Annotated in this window: 16 protein-coding genes and 1 pseudogene; 5 read left to right on the top strand and 12 right to left on the bottom strand. The window is 52.2% G+C overall.

Features of this window, described 5'->3' with window-relative positions; translation table 11 throughout:
* Positions 1-25 precede the first annotated feature (25 nt).
* The 3 genes from FDX24_RS12450 to FDX24_RS12440 are packed head-to-tail and all read right to left on the bottom strand — an operon-like array spanning position 26 to position 5444.
* Entirely contained in the window at positions 26-805 is a 780-nt protein-coding gene (locus FDX24_RS12450; RefSeq protein ID WP_137364387.1) for a hypothetical protein, read from the bottom strand.
* 9 nt (positions 806-814) lie between these two features.
* Positions 815-2911 carry a DUF3274 domain-containing protein gene (locus FDX24_RS12445; RefSeq protein ID WP_137364386.1) on the bottom strand — a complete coding sequence of 699 codons (2097 nt, stop codon included), beginning with the start codon at positions 2909-2911 and terminating at the stop codon, positions 815-817.
* The gene (locus FDX24_RS12440; protein WP_137364385.1) at positions 2904-5444 is read right to left on the bottom strand and encodes a type VI secretion system Vgr family protein; all 2541 of its coding nucleotides are present in this window, start codon (positions 5442-5444) and stop codon (positions 2904-2906) included. The genes FDX24_RS12445 and FDX24_RS12440 overlap by 8 nt, the downstream gene beginning before the upstream one ends.
* A gap of 552 nt (positions 5445-5996) precedes the next feature.
* Here FDX24_RS12440 and FDX24_RS12435 point away from each other — a divergent pair.
* The 3 genes from FDX24_RS12435 to FDX24_RS12425 are packed head-to-tail and all read left to right on the top strand — an operon-like array spanning position 5997 to position 8556.
* On the top strand, positions 5997-6680 hold the full coding sequence (locus FDX24_RS12435; protein ID WP_137364384.1) for a D-lyxose/D-mannose family sugar isomerase: 684 nt from the start codon (positions 5997-5999) through the stop codon (positions 6678-6680).
* 14 nt (positions 6681-6694) lie between these two features.
* Entirely contained in the window at positions 6695-7555 is an 861-nt protein-coding gene (locus tag FDX24_RS12430) for a ketose 1,6-bisphosphate aldolase (protein ID WP_061067036.1), read from the top strand.
* Positions 7552-8556: a carbohydrate kinase family protein gene (locus FDX24_RS12425; RefSeq protein ID WP_137345852.1), complete on the top strand. Its 1005-nt coding sequence runs from the start codon at positions 7552-7554 to the stop codon at positions 8554-8556. The genes FDX24_RS12430 and FDX24_RS12425 overlap by 4 nt, the downstream gene beginning before the upstream one ends.
* Before the next feature lie 59 nt (positions 8557-8615).
* Here the strand turns inward: FDX24_RS12425 and FDX24_RS12420 are convergent, their stop codons facing one another.
* Positions 8616-9347 carry a response regulator gene (locus FDX24_RS12420; RefSeq protein ID WP_137364383.1) on the bottom strand — a complete coding sequence of 244 codons (732 nt, stop codon included), beginning with the start codon at positions 9345-9347 and terminating at the stop codon, positions 8616-8618.
* 288 nt (positions 9348-9635) lie between these two features.
* Here FDX24_RS12420 and fdhF point away from each other — a divergent pair, with 288 nt between their 5' ends.
* Together fdhF and yjcO are read left to right on the top strand one after the other, a co-directional pair.
* On the top strand, positions 9636-11783 hold the full coding sequence (fdhF, locus tag FDX24_RS12415; protein ID WP_137364382.1) for a formate dehydrogenase subunit alpha: 2148 nt from the start codon (positions 9636-9638) through the stop codon (positions 11781-11783).
* Between the two features lie 103 nt (positions 11784-11886).
* Positions 11887-12576: a Sel1 family TPR-like repeat protein YjcO gene (yjcO, locus tag FDX24_RS12410; protein ID WP_061067033.1), complete on the top strand. Its 690-nt coding sequence runs from the start codon at positions 11887-11889 to the stop codon at positions 12574-12576.
* A gap of 96 nt (positions 12577-12672) precedes the next feature.
* On the opposite strand, the gene gltP is transcribed toward yjcO, so the two are convergent.
* From gltP to nrfA, 8 genes and pseudogenes are all read right to left on the bottom strand, one after another.
* Positions 12673-13983 (bottom strand): glutamate/aspartate:proton symporter GltP, encoded by a 1311-nt coding sequence (gene gltP / locus FDX24_RS12405; protein WP_048213908.1) that lies wholly within the window; start codon positions 13981-13983, stop codon positions 12673-12675.
* A 345-nt stretch (positions 13984-14328) separates the two neighbouring features.
* Positions 14329-14949 carry a heme lyase NrfEFG subunit NrfG gene (nrfG, locus tag FDX24_RS12400; protein WP_048213909.1) on the bottom strand — a complete coding sequence of 207 codons (621 nt, stop codon included), beginning with the start codon at positions 14947-14949 and terminating at the stop codon, positions 14329-14331.
* Positions 14946-15320 (bottom strand): annotated as a pseudogene (gene nrfF / locus FDX24_RS23850) (heme lyase NrfEFG subunit NrfF); the annotation flags it as partial. The pseudogene nrfF and the gene nrfG, both read right to left, overlap by 4 nt.
* Before the next feature lie 25 nt (positions 15321-15345).
* Complete coding sequence (locus FDX24_RS12395) at positions 15346-17073, bottom strand: heme lyase CcmF/NrfE family subunit (RefSeq protein ID WP_170973068.1); 1728 nt, start codon at positions 17071-17073, stop codon at positions 15346-15348.
* Between the two features lie 8 nt (positions 17074-17081).
* On the bottom strand, positions 17082-18038 hold the full coding sequence (gene nrfD / locus FDX24_RS12390) for a cytochrome c nitrite reductase subunit NrfD (RefSeq protein WP_061067029.1): 957 nt from the start codon (positions 18036-18038) through the stop codon (positions 17082-17084).
* The gene (nrfC, locus tag FDX24_RS12385) at positions 18035-18706 is read right to left on the bottom strand and encodes a cytochrome c nitrite reductase Fe-S protein (RefSeq protein ID WP_005132585.1); all 672 of its coding nucleotides are present in this window, start codon (positions 18704-18706) and stop codon (positions 18035-18037) included. The genes nrfD and nrfC overlap by 4 nt, the downstream gene beginning before the upstream one ends.
* Positions 18703-19269: a cytochrome c nitrite reductase pentaheme subunit gene (nrfB, locus tag FDX24_RS12380; RefSeq protein ID WP_043018095.1), complete on the bottom strand. Its 567-nt coding sequence runs from the start codon at positions 19267-19269 to the stop codon at positions 18703-18705. Before nrfB ends, nrfC begins: the two co-directional genes overlap by 4 nt.
* 44 nt (positions 19270-19313) lie before the next feature.
* Positions 19314-20750, bottom strand: a complete 1437-nt coding sequence (gene nrfA, locus FDX24_RS12375) for an ammonia-forming nitrite reductase cytochrome c552 subunit (RefSeq protein ID WP_048213914.1) — start codon at positions 20748-20750, stop codon at positions 19314-19316.
* Between the last annotated feature and the right edge of the window lie 8 nt (positions 20751-20758).

The following is a 20758-nucleotide window of genomic DNA, read 5'->3' as shown; positions in this document are numbered from 1 at the left end:
CGGTTTGGGCATATCCCATTGCAGATTATTTCCCTGCATTGATATCGCAGTGCATCCGGGTCCAGCCCTTATAGCCCACCACTTCTGGTTCTTTGTCCGGCAGATTTTGATAATTTGCTTTTTCTGACTCAACAAGATTGTCCAGTCCTTTTTTCATAAAAATAACCATACCCCACGCATATCCTGGAGATTCAGGTCTGATGTGGGCATTCACATACTCGCCACTGGACTTATGCTTGCCTGGTCTGTAGAGATAATACGTATCATCAAAGTATTGATAATCGATACCCGGACCACCCGGCTTTAAACGCGGGTCGTCAAATGGGTATGAACTCATATACAAATGATTTTTCGAGGTGGTAATAAACGCCTGGTTATTGACCACCACCACTCTTTTTATTTCTTTTCCTTCCGGTCTGTCGACCATATTCCCATCTGAATTTATCTCCTGCCCCTGGAAGGGAGACAAATAAGATGCTACCTGCCATGTTTGTCCATAATTTTTAGATATTGTGTATGCGCCGGGTTCCCATTCAGGAATAAAGATGTATTTATCAGATGGATGTATATATATTCCCGAGAATATCCTGAAGGAAGCGAATATTCCATCATATATCTCTTTATGGATACTTTTTCTAACATCATGATACCAAAGCGCTCCCTCACAATTATAGCCTTTTAATTCCAGATAACGATTATTATCATAACGATAAATAACCTGTGAGGGTGTTTTTTTTGTACAGGCAGAGATAACACATAGTGAAATTACTCCGACGATAACTCTTACCGTATTTCCCAGCTTCATAATTCATCCTTAAACGTTAAGTGGTTTGGGCATACCCCATTGCAGATTGGGAGTCTCAGTATTGTATATTTCATTATGTCTGGCAGGTTGAACCAATGTTGAATGACAATATTCGTTAACCACGCCAAACTCACCTGTCGGTAAAATATCATTTGGTTTATTCATATATATCTTTGTTTTCCTGTTATTTAGCACTCCTGTTTTATAATAATCAACTGCTTCCTGAAAACCATTAAGCTTCATGCGCCAGTCCCCACGGCGAAGTAGTTTTACCCAGAACTCACCATTTTCTTGATCAAATGCCCTGCAGATCCCCACCGCCAGATCGAAGGCCATCGTTTTCGCGGGGGCATCTTTCGACATAACAATAGAGGAATGCTGGCTGTAACCAACCTGTTCTGATTGCAGCCATTCTTTTTGCAGCTCATCCGGCGTTTTCTCATAAATAAGCTGCACGGTCTTATTGTATCCCCCGCCCAGGACAACGCCTTTGGTATAAGGCTTAGCATATTTTTTGGCGAACATCGTGAGTTCTGCGGGCGTTAATTCCTGGCCCGGCTGTAAATAATCGAAACCTGCGCCGCTGAGATTTCTGAAATCTGTCTCAGTACGCGCAGTAACCGTGGCTTTTGCCGAAAATGAGATGTCCTGATCGGGTGAACCCGGTGTTATCGAATATTTATACTGACTTCCTGCGCCCTGTAACTGATGTCTGAAGGTGACGGGGAGCTGCTCACCATTCACAACCACATCCGCAAACGTATATTGTCTGGTTGCCAGCGTATCCTGATCAAAACAATCCTTTTTTAACGCCGGCATTTCAAAAGGCACGCTCAGTGGACTGCCGCCTATTTCCGGGCCATTTTCGCAGAAAACCCGCTGGCGCAGATTGTCTATGTCGCTGGCAATGTCATGGGGAACTCCCCGCCAGCCCAAACCCTGGACGTTAAGTAATGAAACCACACTGTCATTAGGGCAAAAATAGTTATATACCTTGCCAAAGTTATTACGGGTATAAAGTTTATTCTTGCGCCATTGAGAATTGGTTTTACTCAGACAAATTGCGCCTTCTAATTCATCAATCTCGGCCTGCGTATGATATTCCCCCTTGCCATATCTGGCGTTTGTCGCCATCAACTGACAGAAATTTTTAAACGTCTGCTGTCGGGCGCGATCCGTCTGGTGATGTCCGGGCGTCATCCCTTCAGCAGCCGTTTTTTCCAGTGCGTAGGGGGAGTGATTCAGAATCACACAATCGGCAGGATCGGCACCTGCTGCTTTGACCAGCATATTCGCGAGCATGGTAATAATCGTTCCCTGGGAGTGCGCAATGATATTAATGGGGTCGTTTTCAGTAGGTTTATTATTTCGAATCATCAGGATTAAATCGGCCAGCCGCTGCGCGGCAAAAAACTGATAAATACGGTGCGGGTTATCATAAATAGGGTGCGTAAAATCCCCGCCATTCATATACAGTGAAGCAAATCCTGCCGCACCATTCGCCAGGCCGCCGGAGCCAGGGCCTAACATATCCGGAATAGTGGTTGTCGCATTGGCAAAGGTCCCCCCGCCTTTGGCGTACACATCGTCCAGCACGTTGCCGAAATTATCATTCTGAAATTTCATGGTGGTTTGGGGAATATGCCCCAGCTTTTCCAGCTTTGTGTTGTCATCTTCCTGATAGGCGTTGTAAGGCAGTTTTGCGGCGTCTCCTGATTTAGCCAGCTCATCACGATAACGCCGCTGATCGTCAATATACGTTGTATGGTCAACAGGTTTATATCCCCAGTAAAATGGGATCACCGGGCTGCGCCCGGGCATTTTCACCTGCTGCTGCTCGCCATCCCCCATATCCATTTTGTACTGATGCCATTCATGCGGATACATATCCGTGCGGCCCATACGTTCATTCAGGCCGGCAATGATCCCCTGCTCCTGATTTTGATATGCCTCGCCAACATCGTTGACGCCATGAACAAGGATCACAATGCAGGGCATAGGGTTTTTAACCGCCACTTCGCAGACGGCCATTTTTCCGCCGGTGGATTTAGGCACGCCTTGTACACCTGTCGCCACGACTCGCGGATTAAAGGGACTGTTACTCATTTGGCAAAATCTCCATTTTCATTTCATCCATTTCCGTCATATCCAGTAACGGCGTCATGCCTTCATCGTCGGTAACACCTTCAATGATTTCACCGGAGGACTTAGTCAGTCTGAATTTTGTCTTTTTCAGAACATCGTCCGTATTTCCATAACCATGTAATTTAATGCGGCGATGAAACTGGTCTTCCTGAAAAACGGGGGATTTATCTTTAACGGATTCCGGCCCGCTCCAGTCAAGGGTGGTGCCTTTGAGCTGCACTTTGGCGGGAGAGAATATTTTTACTGAGCCATCTTCATTTATTCGAATACCGCCCCCTCCACACATCAACTGAATATTCTTTTTGGCGCTGATGGTTACGTTGCCGTTCATACTTTGAATATGAAAATGCTTATCAGAAAGCAGGCCCATTTCGCCACGCTGCGCCTGGACGGAAATATCATCTTTTGCGGCGATAATTTTGATCCCAATAGCTCTGCTGAAAAGCGATAAACCCTGCCCGACGGCCATGGAGAGTTTCTTAAAAACGTTAAAACTGCCGTTATTGGCCGCGTTCAGCGACAGATCTTTGTTTGCCGACAGCGCCATGGTTTCCGGTGTGAGCAGAGCCATACCTTTATCGGCATAGGCCACCAGCCCCGAGCGGGTGAGCTGTTGAAGCGCGGCGTTAAGCTGCTGCTGTTGATCCATTTCAACGTTTAACGCTTGCGCCGTCAGGGCGCTTTGCTGAAGAGAAGTTGCCAGCACAAGGGCAGCCTGTAGCTGTTGAACGACTGCGTTCATGTCGAGCTGCTGACCCTGGGCTTTTGGCTGCGCCTCTGTCGTCAGCAATATTCCCTTTGCGGCCCTCAAAACTGCCCGATCATCGGTGCGCAGTTCTGCGCCTTCACCGCGCGGCTTACCACCCGCATCAACAAGATGGCCCATGTTTAGCTGGGTTTTAGCGTACTCGGTACTCAGCTTGACGTGTTCCTGCCCACGTCGGTCTTCCATCCGTAGCTTATTGAAACCCGCAGTGCGGATGACGTTGCGGGTATTGTTGCGGCTGGTGACGGGGTCCGGCTTTGGTGCATGATGCAGGGCATGAGCAATGAAAGGTCTTTCCGGATCGCCACCTTCAAACGCAATGGCGACCTCCGCACCCTGAATGAGTGGAAAGTGATGACCATAAGTATCGCCGGCATAAACTCGCGCCAGACGAACGGGCATACTTTCATAGCCTTGCCTATGCTGGTCGAGGTCAAAATCAAACTTCACCCAATAGCGCCCCTGCAGATCGATGTGGGCATATTGGTCATTGTCTATTGGTGATGAAACGATTGCGGGAACAGTACCGGCGATACGTGGCCGGGGTAATGGCTGCGGTCGAAAGCAAACGCGCTCATTGTAAGGAATACCGAACAGTTGGGATTGCAGGGCTGCATCACGCCTGCCCGTCACTCGCATTGCCGTTACCACAAAGCCCGAAGTGAACGCCTGCGGAATGGTACCGTCGATGTTAAGCACCATACCTGGCACGATCGACGGACTGGTGGTCACGCCGCTTAAAACGGACTGATTATTAAGAATAATTTCGTGATGCAGTTTGGCGTAGAACCAGCTTGATTCGCCCGGTTGTTCCTCCGCAAATTTCGATCCCGGCTGGTGATGAATATCCGCATAACGATAATCCATTCCATACGTCGTCGACGTCTGTTCAGCTTCCTCGGCATCAGCATTGAGTACTAGCGAATTGGCAAGCCGGTAGTCAAAGTTCTTTGCTTTAACGGCTGCGGAAACAACGTTGTGCTTTGATACCAGCTTATCGATCGCGTAATCATTTGCTGTCAGACCCGCATGAGATGCATGCATAATCTTTTGATCGAAGATGTACCGGCTTTGTGAATCACTGAAGATAAGCACCATAATGTGCGGAACGGCATGATGATTTTCAATTCTGAACCAGATCCCAACTTCTGACAGGATGCGGCTGATAAACGCTAAATCTGATTCCTCCCACTGGACGATCATTTCCCGGTTAGGATACATACAAACAAGATTATCAAAGTCGATTTCATAATCGGCAAAAGCATGTTCTTTGAGGAGCTGCGTGACCAAATTCGGCACATTTATGTTCAGGTAAATAGCCGATCGCTTGCGTTGAGAGAGTAATGCAAGCTTATGCTCCAGCCTGATTTCGTACAGTGATTCATCCGCTGATGTGCTAATAAGCGAAAATGACGTAATGACGCCTTCAATTTGTCGTTCATATAGCCACATCTCAGAACCCTGAATATATTTATTCCAGTTATGATTAGGTGCTCTGATTTTCAGCGAGCCTTCAATATTTAGAAGTGAATCAGGAGGGATGCTTTTTAGTTTTGATGTGAATGTAATTTTATAACTGTATGGTTTACTTAAGTTTTCATAACCTTCAATTGTTTCAACATCAAGCACCCCTAACTTACCCTCGCCCCTTACGGAGAATAAATACTTATTTATACTCTCCTCTGAAACTATACCTTCCAGATTATAGAACCCTGAACCTTTTTTCATTATCGCATCCCTTACCAAAAGAAAGTAATACATAAGAAATAAAGTCCAGCCAGCATATCAATAATAACTAAAAAAGGTTATTTTTTACTGAAAAAAAATATGAAAAGTGAATTAATTATTATTAGTCAAACACGTAATATAATCCTGGCATATAAATAAACGATTAACTGGCGCGATTTTAGATTCAATGAAATTAATTTTTTAACAAAAAGATTTATAAAACGCCGCATTCGTTTTTTCATCGCGAGGTAACAATCCAGCATTCACATCCAAATGGTTCCAGAAAACTGAGATGTGACTAAAAAAATGAACAAATTAACTCAATGATTTACAATAACATTTATAAAAATATTCTTTTCATTTATCATTTTATTGAATGAATCACACCACCCCATAAAAAAACACAATAAAATATAACGATTCCCTGTTCTGCTGTGAGGGAGAGGTAACCGGATGGTATCCCATTTGATCCATGGGAAAGCTTTTGATTTTCTCCCTCTCCCTTTGCGAGAGGGCCGCATAAAGGTCATCTTATCAGCCACAGGAGAATCAATGAAACGCTCCGCAATAAACGAGATCCTTGGCCACACGCGCCAGTTTTTCTCTCAGCACGACGTGCATCTTCCCCCTTTTGCCAGTTTCCCACCGACCCAATGGCGCAAGCTTGATGCCGCTGCCTGGAGCGAAGTGTTCGACCTTAAGCTCGGTTGGGATGTCACCGCGTTCGGCGGCAACAATTTTTCCGCGCAAGGATTAACGCTGTTCACCCTGCGTAATGGTTCGCCGAAAGGCATGCCTTACGAGAAATGCTACGCCGAGAAAATCATGCATGTTCGCGATGCGCAGGTCACGCCGATGCATTTTCACTGGCGCAAACGCGAAGACATTATCAATCGCGGCGGCGGCAATCTGATTGTCGAACTGTGGAATGCCGGTATCAGAGAACAAACGGAGGACAGCGACGTCAATGTGGTGATTGACGGCTGTCGACAAACCCATGCCGCGGGCAGCCAACTACGCCTGACGCCGGGTGAGAGCATCTGCCTGCCGCCGGGCCTGTATCACAGCTTCTGGGCGGAAAAAGGTTTTGGCGACGTGCTGGTTGGCGAGGTCTCTTCTGTTAATGACGACGACCACGACAACCATTTTCTGCAACCGATTTCCCGCTACAACGACATTGAAGAAGACGAACCGGCGCTGCTGGTGCTGTGTAACGAATATCGCCTGTTCCGCTAACCAAGGAGCGCATTATGCCGTTGATATCTCTCGCCGATGGGCTTGCCCATGCCCGCGAGCACCGCTATGCCTTAGGGGCATTTAACGTTCTGGACTCACACTTCCTGCGTGCGCTGTTTGCCGCGGCAAAGCAGGAACGTTCGCCGTTTATCATCAATATCGCCGAAGTGCATTTTAAATATATCTCGCTGGATTCTCTGGTCGAAGCGGTCAAGTTCGAAGCCGCCAGACATGACATTCCGGTAGTGCTGAATCTTGACCACGGCCTGCACTTTGAGTCGGTGGTGCGAGCGTTACGCTTAGGTTTCAGCTCAGTGATGTTCGATGGATCCACGCTGGAATATGAAGAAAATATCCGTCAAACCCGCGAAGTGGTGAAGATGTGCCACGCTGTCGGCGTGTCTGTGGAAGCTGAACTGGGCGCAGTGGGCGGTGATGAGGGCGGCGCGCTGTACGGTCATGCCGACGAGTCGCTATTCACCGACCCGATGATGGCGCGTGATTTCGTCGACAGAACCGGTATTGATGCGCTGGCGGTCGCCATTGGCAATGCCCACGGCAAATATAAAGGCGAACCGGTGCTCGACTTCCCGCGTCTGGACGCCATTCGCCAGCAAGCGGCGATCCCGCTGGTACTGCACGGCGGTTCCGGCATCAGCGACGACGATTTCCGTCGGGCAATCGAGCTTGGCATTCACAAAATCAACTTTTATACGGGCATGTCGCAGGCGGCGCTATCGGCAGTGGAGACGCGGATGGCGAATCGTCAGCCCTTGTACGACGAATTCGCCGAACTGCTGCTCGGCATTGAAGAGGCCATTACTGATACCGTTTCAGAACAGATGCGTATTTTTGGCAGCGCGGGGCAAATCTGATGGAACGTAAAGGCATTATCGCCGCAGGCAACATGCTGGTCGATCATGTACATCAGATTGTGCAGTGGCCGGAGCGCGGCTGGTTGGCGGAAATCACCCGTAGCGAACGCGCCACGGGCGGTGCGCCGCTGAACGTGCTGCTGACACTGGCAAAAATGCACACCGGATTGCCGCTGCAGGCGGTGGGCTTAATTGGCAAGGACAGCGATGGCGATTACATCATGGCGATGCTGGAACAGTATCACGTTAATCGCCAGCATGTTCAGCGCACAACATCAGCCCCTACGTCAATGTCGCAGGTGATGACCGACCCGAGCGGTCAGCGCACCTTTTTTCACTCGCCGGGTGCCAACAGACTGCTGGATCTGCCCGCTTTTGAGCAACTGGATACCTCGATGAAAATCTTCCATCTGGGATATCTGCTGCTGCTCGACAGCCTGGACATGCCAGATGAAGAGTACGGCACGCGTAGCGCTCGGCTGCTGGCGCAAATGCGCGACAACGGCTTTGAAACATCGCTGGATCTGGTCTCACGCAAGGGCGACCCGCGCTACCAGCCGCTGGTGATGCCCGCCCTGCGCCATCTCGATTATCTGGTGATTAACGAGCTGGAAGCCGGAGAGTTCAGCGGGCTGGAGATCCGCCAGCCCAACGGCGAGCTGCATATCCCGCATATCGCTACCGCCGCGCGCGAATTATTGGGTGCAGGCGTACGCCAGCGGGTGGTTATTCACTGTCCGGAAGGTGCCTGGGGTGAAGCGCCGGATCTGCCGGGCGTCTGGATCCCATCGCAGTACCTGGCGCAGGAGGAGATCGTTGGCAGCGTCGGGGCGGGTGATGCGTTTTGCGCCGGATTTTTGTATGGCTGTCATGAGCGCTGGTCGCTGACGGACAGCGTCAGGTTGGCACACGCCTGTGCGCGGGCAAGCTTGCTGTGCGCCAATGCGATAGACGGCGCGAAGACGCTGGCAGAGTTAAAAGCCGGAATGGCTGTTGCCTGATGCGCTACGCTTATCAGGCCTACGAGGTCGTTATCGCTTTTGTAGGCCGGATAAGGCGTTTACGCCGCCTTGTCGTGATGCTGCACGTCGGCGGCGAATACATAGCCCAGCCCGCGCAGGGTTTTGATCAACATCGGTTGATGCGGGTTAATCTCTATTTTTCGCCGCAATCGCATGATTAACACGTCAATAGTGCGGTCAAACACCTCAACGCTATCGCTGCGCGTCAGTTCCAGCAATTGTTCCCGACTGAGCACCCGGCGGGCGTTCTGTGCCAACGCTAGCAGCAAACTGTATTCACCCTGTGTCAGGTCCACCTTCAATTGCTGAGGATTACGTAACTGACAACCTGCAGTGTCCAGATGCCAGCCATTAAAGGATAACCCCGTAGTTTGTGGGCCGCTGCTTTCGGGTGTTAACACACCGACGCGTCTGAGCACCGCCTTCACCCGCGCCACCAGCACCCGCGCATTGAACGGTTTACCGATGTAATCGTCAGCGCCCATTTCCAGCCCGACCACCACATCCGACTCGCTGCCAAGCCCGGTCAGCATCACCACCGGCAGTCCGGGCCTCATCTTTTGCACCTGCTGCAACACCATCAGACCGTTGATATCGGGCAACATCATGTCCAATAACACCAGCGCGATCTCCGGCTGAATATCAATGCAACGCAGCGCCTCTTGCCCGGTATGACAAGCGGTCACTGCAAAGACGTGTTCGCTCAGCACATCCTGTAAAAGCGAGCAGACCGCCACGTCATCATCCACAACCAGTATGGCTGGCTTCATTGTTTTTCCCCATTTCTGGCCAACTTAAATGAGTGTGATTGATTCTGCCCAGAGTGACAGCGATAAGGCACAAGGATGTGTGGGAAACATAACCTCGGTCACACTGCCGGGGCGTCACGTATTGGAGATTCGTCACGTCAAATATGACGACAGCCTGTTTTTCGTCAGGGTTTTGCGCAAAATTCGCCCGTAATATCGATGAATGCCCCTGATAAAAACATGGCATAAAAGATGCATAACTAAAGCGACAAGCGCGTATGCGCGATTTGATTAACTGGAGCGAGACCGATGAAAAAAGTCGTCACGGTTTGCCCATATTGCGCATCAGGTTGCAAAATCAACCTGGTGGTCGATAACGGCAAAATCGTCCGGGCTGAAGCGGCGCAGGGGAAAACCAACCAGGGTACCCTGTGTCTGAAGGGCTACTATGGCTGGGATTTTATCAACGATACCCAGATCCTGACCCCTCGTCTGAAAACCCCAATGATCCGTCGCCAGCGTGGCGGCAAACTGGAATCCGTTTCCTGGGATGAAGCGCTTAATTACGTCGCCGATCGCCTGAGCGCCATCAAAGCGAAGTATGGCCCGGACGCTATTCAGACGACCGGTTCATCTCGCGGTACGGGTAACGAAACCAACTATGTAATGCAAAAATTCGCGCGCGCCGTTATTGGTACCAATAACGTTGACTGCTGCGCTCGCGTCTGACACGGCCCTTCGGTTGCAGGTCTGCACCAATCGGTCGGTAACGGCGCAATGAGTAATGCTATCAATGAAATTGATAACACCGATTTAGTGTTCATCTTCGGGTATAACCCGGCGGATTCCCACCCGATCGTGGCGAATCACGTGATTAACGCTAAACGTAACGGGGCGAAAATTATCGTCTGCGATCCGCGCAAAATTGAAACTGCGCGTATTGCTGACATGCACATCGCGTTGAGAAACGGCTCGAATATCGCGCTGCTTAACGCTATGGGTCATGTCATCATCGAAGAAAAACTGTACGACCAGGCGTTCGTCGCCTCGCGTACGGAAGGATTCGAAGAGTACAGCAAGATTGTCGAAGGCTACACGCCGGAGTCCGTCGAAGATATCACGGGCGTGAGCGCGCACGATATCCGTCAGGCTGCACGTATGTATGCCACGGCGAAAAGTGCGGCCATCCTGTGGGGCATGGGTGTTACCCAGTTCTATCAGGGCGTGGAAACCGTGCGTTCACTGACCAGCCTCGCAATGCTGACTGGTAATCTCGGTAAGCCAAGCGTCGGTGTTAACCCGGTTCGTGGCCAGAACAACGTTCAGGGCGCATGCGATATGGGCGCGCTGCCGGATACCTATCCGGGCTATCAGTACGTGAAAGATCCGGCGAACCGCGAGAAATTCGCCAAAGCCTGGGGCGTGGAAAGCCTGCCTGCACATACCGGCTATCGCATCAGCGAGCTGCCGCACCGTGCGGCCCATGGCGAAGTTCATGCGGCCTACATTATGGGTGAAGATCCATTACAGACCGACGCTGAGCTTTCCGCGGTACGTAAAGGCTTTGAGGATCTGGAACTGGTCATCGTACAGGATATCTTCATGACCAAAACCGCCGCTGCCGCAGACGTTATTTTACCGTCTACGTCATGGGGTGAGCATGAAGGCGTATTCTCCGCGGCTGACCGTGGCTTCCAGCGCTTCTTTAAAGCCGTTGAGCCGAAGTGGGATCTGAAAACGGACTGGCAGATTATCAGTGAAATCGCCACCCGTATGGGCTATCCGATGCACTACAACAACACCCAGGAAATCTGGGACGAGTTGCGTCATCTGTGCCCGGATTTCTACGGTGCCACTTACGAGAAGATGGGCGAACTGGGTTATATCCAGTGGCCTTGCCGCGACACCTCCGATGCCGACCAGGGGACGTCTTACCTCTTCAAAGAGAAGTTCGACACCCCGAACGGCCTAGCGCAGTTCTTCACTTGTGACTGGGTAGCGCCAATCGACAAACTCACCCCAGAGTACCCAATGGTACTATCAACGGTGCGTGAAGTCGGCCACTACTCTTGCCGTTCGATGACCGGTAACTGTGCGGCGTTGGCCGCGCTGGCGGATGAACCGGGCTATGCCCAGATCAACACCGCCGACGCAGAACGCCTGGGCATCCAGGATGAAGAGCTGGTGTGGGTGAACTCGCGTAAAGGTCGGGTCATTACCCGTGCGGCAGTCAGCGATCGTCCAAACAAAGGCGCGATTTACATGACCTACCAATGGTGGATTGGGGCCTGTAATGAGCTGGTAACCGAGAACTTGAGCCCGATTACCAAAACGCCGGAGTACAAGTACTGTGCCGTTAACGTTGAACGCATTGCCGATCAGCGCGCCGCCGAACAGTATGTGATTGATGAGTACACCAAGCTGAAAGCCAGCCTGCGCGAAAGCGCGATGGGTTAATCCGTTTTCGTACCTGTTCTGCAACAGCCTCCGCCCGGAGGCTGTTTTTTTATCCATACGATCTCTTTATACTGTTCATTCCGTACCCTAAATAAAACTCAAAATGAAACAAATCATTGCATTGATGTTCTTTATGACATTCTTTGCCCATGCCAGTGATACTGAGCCAGGAAGCCAGTACTTACAGGCCGCTGAGGCAGGAGACCGACGCGCACAATACTTTCTCGCCGATACCTGGTTTAGTTCAGGCGATTTGAGCAAAGCCGAATACTGGGCGCAAAAAGCAGCCGACAACGGCGATGCGGATGCCTGGGCCTTACTGGCGCAAATTAAGATAACCAACCCGGTCAGTCTGGATTATCCACAAGCCAAAACGCTGGCCGAAAAAGCGACCGAGGCAGGCAGTAAGGCGGGGGAAATTACGCTGGCGAGAATTCTGGTGAACACGCAGGCTGGACGCACAGATTACCCCAAAGCCATTACATTGCTGCAAAACGCCTCTGAAGATCTGGAAAATGACTCCACTGTCGATGCACAAATGCTGCTCGGACTGATCTACGCCAATGGCGTGGGTATTCCTGCTGACGATGAAAAGGCCACATGGTATTTCAAGCGCAGCTCGGCCATCTCCCGCACCGGTTATTCCGAGTACTGGGCCGGAATGATGTTCTTAAACGGCGAGCAGGGGTTTATCGTGAAGAATAAACAGAAGGCGCTGCACTGGCTGAATCTGAGCTGTATGGAAGGATTTGATACCGGCTGTGAAGAGTTTGAAAAGCTAACCAATGGTTGATGCTGGTTGCCGGATGGCGCTACGCTTATCCGGCCTACAAAAGATGTGTAGGCCTGATAAGACGCGTGAGCGTCGCCATCAGGCACCCATCACTAATTACTGCGCGGTCTTATCAAATTTACCCAGCATCTCGCGCTCGTAAGCCAGCGCTTTCTTGCGGTCAAACTTGTGTTCCCACTTGGCGATTACCAGCACCGCCAGTGCATTCCCCACCACGTTCAGCGCGGTACGCGCCATGTCGAGGATACGGTCAACGCCGGCGATAAACGCCAGGCCTTCCAGCGGGATCCCGACGCTGCCAAGCGTAGCCAGCAGTACGACGAAGGAGACGCCCGGCACGCCTGCAATCCCTTTCGAGGTGACCATCAACGTCAGCACCAATACGATTTCCTGCCATAGTGACAGGTCGATACCGTACAGCTGCGCAATGAAAATAGCGGCAATACTCTGGTACAACGTTGAGCCATCAAGGTTAAATGAGTAACCGGTCGGCACCACAAAGCTGGTAATTGAGGCTGGCGCGCCATAGGCTTCCATTTTCTCAATAATACGCGGCAGTACGCTCTCAGAACTGGCGGTTGAATACGCCAGAATCAGCTCATCTTTCAGGATACGGATTAAGATCCAGATACTCAGACCACAGACACGCGCCACGATACCCAGCACCACCAGCGCAAAGAACAGGATGGCAAAATGCACCAACAGTACCAGCTTCGCCAGCGGCCACAGTGAGGCAAAACCGAAGTTCGCGACGGTCACAGCAATCAGCGCGAAAACGCCAACCGGCGCGTAGCGCATCACCATGTGCGTCACTTTAAACATGGTTTCGGAAATAGAGCGGAACACGGTCACCAGCGGCTCGCGGTGAGTAGCTGGCAGCGAAGACAAGCCTAAACCGAATAACACCGAAAAGAAGATAATCGGCAGCATGTCGCCTTTCGCCATCGATGCGACGATGTTGGTCGGCACCAGTGACAAAATCGTGCCCATCAGGCCATGCGCGTGGCTTTGCACTTCTGCGGTTGTATTTTGATATTTCGAAATATCCACAGTCGCCAGCTGCGACATATCAATCCCGGAACCCGGTTGAAACACGTTCGCCAGCGTAATGCCGAGAATAATGGCGATGGTGGTGATCACTTCGAAATAGAGAATGGTTTTGGCGCCAATACGGCCCAGCTGTTTGGCATCACCCACCCCGGCAATACCCACAACCAGCGTGGAGATAACAATCGGCACGACAATCATTTTAATCAGGTGGATAAAGATATCACCCGCCGGTTGCAACAGGTTTAACACCAGCCATTCGCGACTGTCACTATGGTAATGCAGGTAACTCCCCAGCAAAATGCCCAGCACCATGGCGATGAGGATCTGCCATGCCAGGCTGACTTTCAAATTTTTCATAACAACGGACTTCCTCGATGGAGCGCTATTCCGCATATAAAAATGCGAGAACAGTACATACTGAAAGGGTATGATTTGTGTTGCGTTCGTTTATAGAGTTTTTTAACGCTTATTATCATTATCATTTGCACGCTATCTCGCGCAAGCCTTTCAGAACAGGGGGTTTAGCTGAAATTATGCATAAAAACGCGAGTTTATATCGGTAATCATGAATAACTTTTTGTTATAAAAGAATTTTTATTTGATAAAAAATGAAGAAGTTCTTCCATGAGTTTTTTTTGCCCACTTGTTCAATTGCCTGTTTTTTAAACAGGCAAAATGATGCAAATCACAAAAAAAACAAATTTATTTTTGCCGATTCTGCAATAATTTCGCCATATTAATCGAGTCGATCAACTGCGCACGATTCACCCTCGGCGAGTTTAAATCCATTACTTTTTGCCACACTGAAATCGCCTGTGCGTAATCAGCCTGCATAAACGCATCTGAGGCTAACAACATCAGCGCGGTAACTTCGTTACCGTCCAGCGCCAGGGATTTATCTATCATTTCGCGCGTTTGCGGTGTCATATGTTGCCCGGCCTGATAGTACAACACCGTCGCCAGCGCCGAATAGATTTCGGCGTTGTCACCCCGAAAACGCAGCGCCTGCTCATAGGCCAGCAGTGCATTGTGATACGCATTTTGCCAAAGATAATATTCCCCCAGTTGCGCCCATAACACACCGTCCTGTGGAGCAGCACGAATCTGCGACTGCAAAGAAAGTAGCTGTTTTTCCTGAATGTTATCATCGGAGAACGCATGTAAAGGGTCCGCCAGTCGCGCCTGTTCCTGCCGCACCGCCTGCCATTTTGGCGTCAACAGATAACCGCCGATGCAGGCCACAACCATCAGCACCACCGCAGCAGTCAGCCGCTTCACGGGCATTGGTCGTAACGGCGCAGTGGGATGTTCGGACTGACTCATTGCACCTCCTCCTCTGCGCGCTGACGCTTTCTCACTCGCCAGACCACCACGCCGACCAGTAACAACAACAGGCACGGCAACGCCCACAGCAGCAGCGTTTGCTCATTCAGCGGCGGATTATAACGAACGAAGTCACCGTAACGATCGGTCATCCACGTGGTTATCTCGGCTTCACTTTTCCCTTCCGCCACCATGCTGTAAACCTGATGGCGCATACTGACAGCTACCGGCGCATTAGATTCCAGCAAGTTTTGGTTTTGGCACTGCGGGCAGCGCAGTTGGCTGGCAATAGATAGCGCTTTCTCCTGCTGTTGCGGGTTGGCAAACGTCCATGTGTCCACAACCTGGGCATGCGTGGCGAAAGTGATAAAAAACAGGACGATAAAACCGCAAATATTACGCATCACGCTTCCTTCCTCGCCATCCGCTCAGCAGCGCGCCAAAGACCATTAACAGTCCGCCGCCCCAAATCCAACGCACGCCGGTCTGCACGTACAAGCGCATGGCATAACGGTCTGGTCCGGTTTTTTCACCCATCACCGCGTACCAGTCATGTAACAGACTCCAGCGGATCCCCGGCTCCATCATCTGTTGACGACGCGCGGCATAGAAGCGCCTTTCAGGTTGCAGGCTGCCAATGCGTTTCTCATTGTGCCACAGCGTGATCTGCGCTTTTTCACTGGTGTAGTTACCTTTGGCTTCCAGGTCGAGACGCTCAAAACGGAAAATGTAACCCGCCAGTTCCACCTGCTGCCCAGGGCTCAGGTTCAGGCTTATCTCCTGACGGCTCCCGCTGGAAAAGACAATCCCGGCCGCAAACACCAGCACCCCGGCATGCGCCAGCAGTGCCGGAAGTTGGATGCGGAAAGACACTTTGCGGCTTCTGACCATAGCCAGCACAATAACCAGTAGCATCAGCAGCCCAAAGGGCAGCGTAGCGCGATTAAAGTACGGTGCGCCCACGGAAAGCCGCCCCCAGCCGAACAGCCCGTAAATCATCGGGTAGAGCGTGCCAATCAGCACAATCAGCAGCACCGCACTAAAGAGCAGCAACGCAACCAGAATCAGCATCTCGCGTGACCAACCGCCAAAACGCGCATTCTGCCGGACTTGCTGGCCCCGCCAGGCGTACAGCCCGAGCGACGCCAGACTCAACACGGTAAACAGCGCAAACAGCGGCGCGGCACGGACGTTATCCAGCGCGAAAGCATGCACCGAAACGAGAATGCCGGAACGCACAATCAGCGTCCCCAGCAGCGATAAAATCAGCGTGACGATAGCCAGCAGCAGCGACCAGTGGCGGAAGATCCCGCGCTGGCGCGTGATATACAGGCTATGCAGCAGCGCGCTGGCGGAAAGCCAGGGTAATAAGGAAGCGTTTTCTACCGGGTCCCAGAACCACCAACCGCCCCAGCCCAGCTCGCAGTAGGCCCACCAGGAACCGAGGATAATCCCCAGCGTCAGCGCGCACCAGCCGGGCAGCGCCCAGCGCCAGCACACCCAGGCGCTTTGTGCGTTAAAGTCACCGCACAGCAGCGAGGCCAGCGCCACGCCTGCCGCCACCATTAACCCCCCGTAACCCAGGTACAGCAGCGGCGGGTGGAGAATTAATCCGAGATGTTGCAGCATCGGATTAAGGTCGCGCCCTTCAATGGCTGGCGGAAAGATACGCACGAACGGATCGGACCATACCACCACAAACAGCAACAGCAGGGCCGTTATCATTGAAAGGACGCTGAGCGTCAGCGGAAACAGCGCGTCGGCATCACGCCGATAGCGAAAAGCGAACAGCGCGCTCCAGGCGGAAAGAAACAGCACCCACAGTAGCAGCGATCCTTCATGACCGCCCCACACCGCCGCCAGTTTTAATCCCCACGGCAGCAGGCTGTAGCTGTGCTGGGCAACGTAGACCACCGAAAAGTCACTGGTCAGAAAGCAGAATACCAGAATGGCAAAGGCCAGTAGCAGCAGGGCAAATTGCGTCCACACGCCCACGCATGCCAGGCGCATCACCCCTTGCCAGCGCTGGCGGACACCCACCAACACGGCAAGCGGGGTCAATACGTTGACCCCGAGGCTTAATAACAGCGCCAGAAAACCGGCTTCAGGAAGGAGAACGTCCAGATATCACCTTACGCAACGGTTAGCTGACCCGCATAGAGAATAAAAAAGCGCAGCAGCAGTACGCCGGTCAGGCTGGCGCCGCACACTGCCAGCACGCCATGAAACGTCGAACTGCGATTGGCCCAGGGTTTTAGCAGCATCGGCAGTATCAGCCCAAGCCCGGCCACGCCCAGCCAGAACCACCAGGTCCAGAATCCGCCGCCCAGTGCCGCCGCCAGCGCACGCATTTTGCCGTCATCGCCCAGCGCCAGACCAACAAAGAACGCCGCCAGCAGGAAGATCTCCAGCCATACTACCGGGACTTCCATGCGATGCACAAAGTGCGCTTCGGTGCTGTGCGGGTTGCTACGATGGCGTAATGCCATGGCGATCAGCGCCACCGCCGCACCGGAGGAGATCCCGGAGAACAGGAACAGCACCGGCAGGATCGGGTTATTCAGGAACGGGTAGGATTTCAGCGCCGACAGCAGGAACCCGGTATACGCCCCGAGCAGGACCGCCAGCACCAGCATCAGCGTCTCAAGCGCGCGATGGAACGGCGTGATTAGCGTCAGGAGTTTTGACACCATCGTCAGTCGCGGCACGAACCGCTGTTGCAGGGCAATCACCTCTTTTTCAAAGATTTTTGCCAGCCACAGCACTAACACCACCATGTACAACTGGAACAGCATGACCCCCATCGACATCACCGAAGTGAAGCTGTAGTGGAACATCAGTTTCCAGAAGGTCCATGGACGCGTCAGGTGGAACACCAGAATCAGCAAACCGAAGATAATCGCCCCCGGCCCTAACACCAGCGTGGTGCGCAGCAGCGTGCTGTCAGAACCACCCGCCTGCGGATGGAAACGACGTAGCAAAATTGCCAGCGTAACCAGTCCGGCGGAAATGCCTATCAGGAACAGATAGATGGCAATGGGCCAGTCCCACACCAGTGATTCAAAATGAAATGCAGAAGCGGATGTCATTGGCTCACCTCCCCAAATTTAAAGGGAACGCGGTAGACCTTCGGTTTTGTACCCAGCGCCAGCTTGTAACGGTAGGTGGTTTTCTGCTGCAACAAGCGGGAGATATCGCTGTTGGGATCGTCCAGATTACCAAACGTCAGCGCCTTCGTCGGACATGACTCAACGCAGGCAGGCTGTTTGCCCGCTTTCAGGTTGGTTTTCCGGCAGAAATCGCATTTATCCGCCGTTTTGCTTACCGGATGGATAAAGCGCACACGATAAGGACACGCGGCGATACAGTACTGGCAGCCAACGCAAAGGTCGGGGTTCACATCCACAATGCCGTTGGCGGCATCGCGATACGATGCCCCCGTCGGGCAGACGTCAACGCAGGGAGCATGGTCACAATGCTGGCACGAGTGACGGAAGAAGCGATACTTCACATCAGGAAATGTCCCTTGCGGCTCGCTGCGAATAATCGTCAGACGCGATACACCTTCCGGCACGTTGTTAACTTCCCGACAAGCATCCATGCAAGCCGTACAGCCGATGCATAAAGACTCATCATGAACCATACCGTAACGCACGCCGTTGATGTTCAGCGTCTTCGCCACAACGCGTCCCGCCGTCCCGCTCACTGCCACCAGCGCGCCGACGCCGGTGATAAACTGGCGACGAGAGCAACTCATGGATGCTCCTTAAGCAACGGAACCGACGCCGGGTTAAAGTTCGGATTGTTACGCTGATCGCTGTGGCAATCGACGCAAATCTTGATCCGTCCTTTATCGCTTAGCGTCTGCATCGTGTCTTGCTTCGGATGCAATGAGTGACAACTGGCACACGCCACTTTGGTTACGTGGACATCGTGCGGCCAGAACGCTTTTTGCAACTGCTCAGGCAGGTGACAGGACATACAGACGCTGTTCTGCTGCTCCACGTTGTACATCGGCTCGTTAAAGCGCATCACATCCTTCACCCCTTCACGGTGGTTCGGTGACGGCTGGCCGTGACAGTTGGTGCAGGTGACCGGCAGTTTGTTATTCGGGTTGATGACTTCCGCATGCTTACCATGCATGCCTTCGGTATCGGGCTTATGACAGTCCAGACAGGCGGCATCCGGATTACGCTGTTGGGTAACCGTCCAGCGTTGATCCGACTCCTGCGGCGTTGGCGTGGCAGTGATTCCACTCAGGCTCCATAACAAGCCTGACGCCAGCACCCCAGCAGTTAATAACGAACGTAATACGCTCATATTCACTCCGTTGAGTTATCCGCCCCTTGCGGGGCGAAATGGGGTTATTGGCTTAACAGACCGTTTTTACGCGCCTGATCTTCCCACTGCGGAATCACCGTTTTGATGAAGTCCTGTTTCTCAGCATTGATTTGCTGCATGTTCAGACCAATCGCCGCCTGGGCTTTCTCTTTGGTAGAGATATCCGGTAACGGGATTTCATGCGTGATGCCTTTGGTCGCCAGCAGACGGACCAGTTTGGTACGCGCATCGGCAGCTTTATCCATGGCGCTACCCAGCATCCGCAGGCCTTCTTCCGGCGCGTGCATGTGAATACCGTGTGAGGCGATAGACAGGTCCCAACGCCATTGCGCGTGGCGAATGTCTTCCAGAATCGGCTTCATTTCCGCTTCCGTTGCGCCCGCATCCCATGCTGCTTTCGCTTCGAAATGGGCATGTACCAGTTGATCTTCAACCTTGATTTTCAGGTCATGAATGGCCTGTTTACGCTCGGCGACCACTTTTTGCAGGGACGCTTTGTCCTGGGTGTGGCAGTTCGCACAGGTCTGAGCGAAGTTATCGAACGGATTCCCAATCTTATGGTCGGTGTAGATCTTGCCTTCCGCGTTCTGCACTTTCGGCATGTGGCAGTCGATACAGGTCACGTTGTTCTTGCCGTGAATGCCTGCGCTCCAGGTTTCATACTCCGGGTGCTGCGCTTTCAGCATTGGGGTTTTAGACAGGGAGTTGGTCCAGTCAGAGAAGGCGATGGTGTCGTAGTATTTCTCCATGTTCTCGACTTTCATGCCGTCGTCCCACGGGAACTTAACGGCTTTGTTTTTACCGTCGAAGTAGTACTCCACGTGGCACTGGCCGCAGACCATGGATTGCTGATCGAAGCGACCGGCTTTCTCAAACGGTTTGCCGATGGTTTCCATCGCGCGTTCAGCATAAGGGCGCGACAGCGTCAGTTCTGGCTTGCCTTTGGCAAAGTCTGGTGACGCGGTGTTATGGCAATCTCCGCAGCCAAGATTGTTAACAATTTCAGGACCGCCGCGCGCCCATTTACCGTGGAAGTAGCCATCTTCACCGTCTTTCTGGATCAGACGCGCCACGTCCGGGCTTTTACAGCTCCAGCAGGCCATCGGCAACGGACCATCTTCTGCCGTTTTGGGTGCACCGGTACGTAAGGTTTCACGGACATCGGTCACGGCATATGCGTGTCCACGCGGTTTGTTGTAATCGCGCGAGAAGGGATATCCCGCCCACAGGATCACCAGACGAGGGTCTTCTGCCAGCGCATCTTCACGGGCTGATTGCTCAGAGGTGGCTTTCCAGGAGAGATATTGATCGGGATGCTGAGGGGCGAAGACTTCATTCTTCGCTTCAACGGTGACGGTTTTTGCGGGTACGGGGGTTTGTTCAGCGTGAACTGCAGAGATAAATAATAAAGGTACTAACAGGCTGAAGAAACGGCGTACGCGTGATTTTATCCTTGCCATAGGGGTCT

Origin of the sequence: Citrobacter sp. wls716 (genome assembly GCF_005280975.1) — a bacterium.
Lineage (GTDB): Bacteria > Pseudomonadota > Gammaproteobacteria > Enterobacterales > Enterobacteriaceae > Citrobacter > Citrobacter youngae.
The sequence above is the reverse complement of the archived record's forward strand: the minus strand, read 5'-3'. Positions and strand labels throughout refer to the sequence as shown.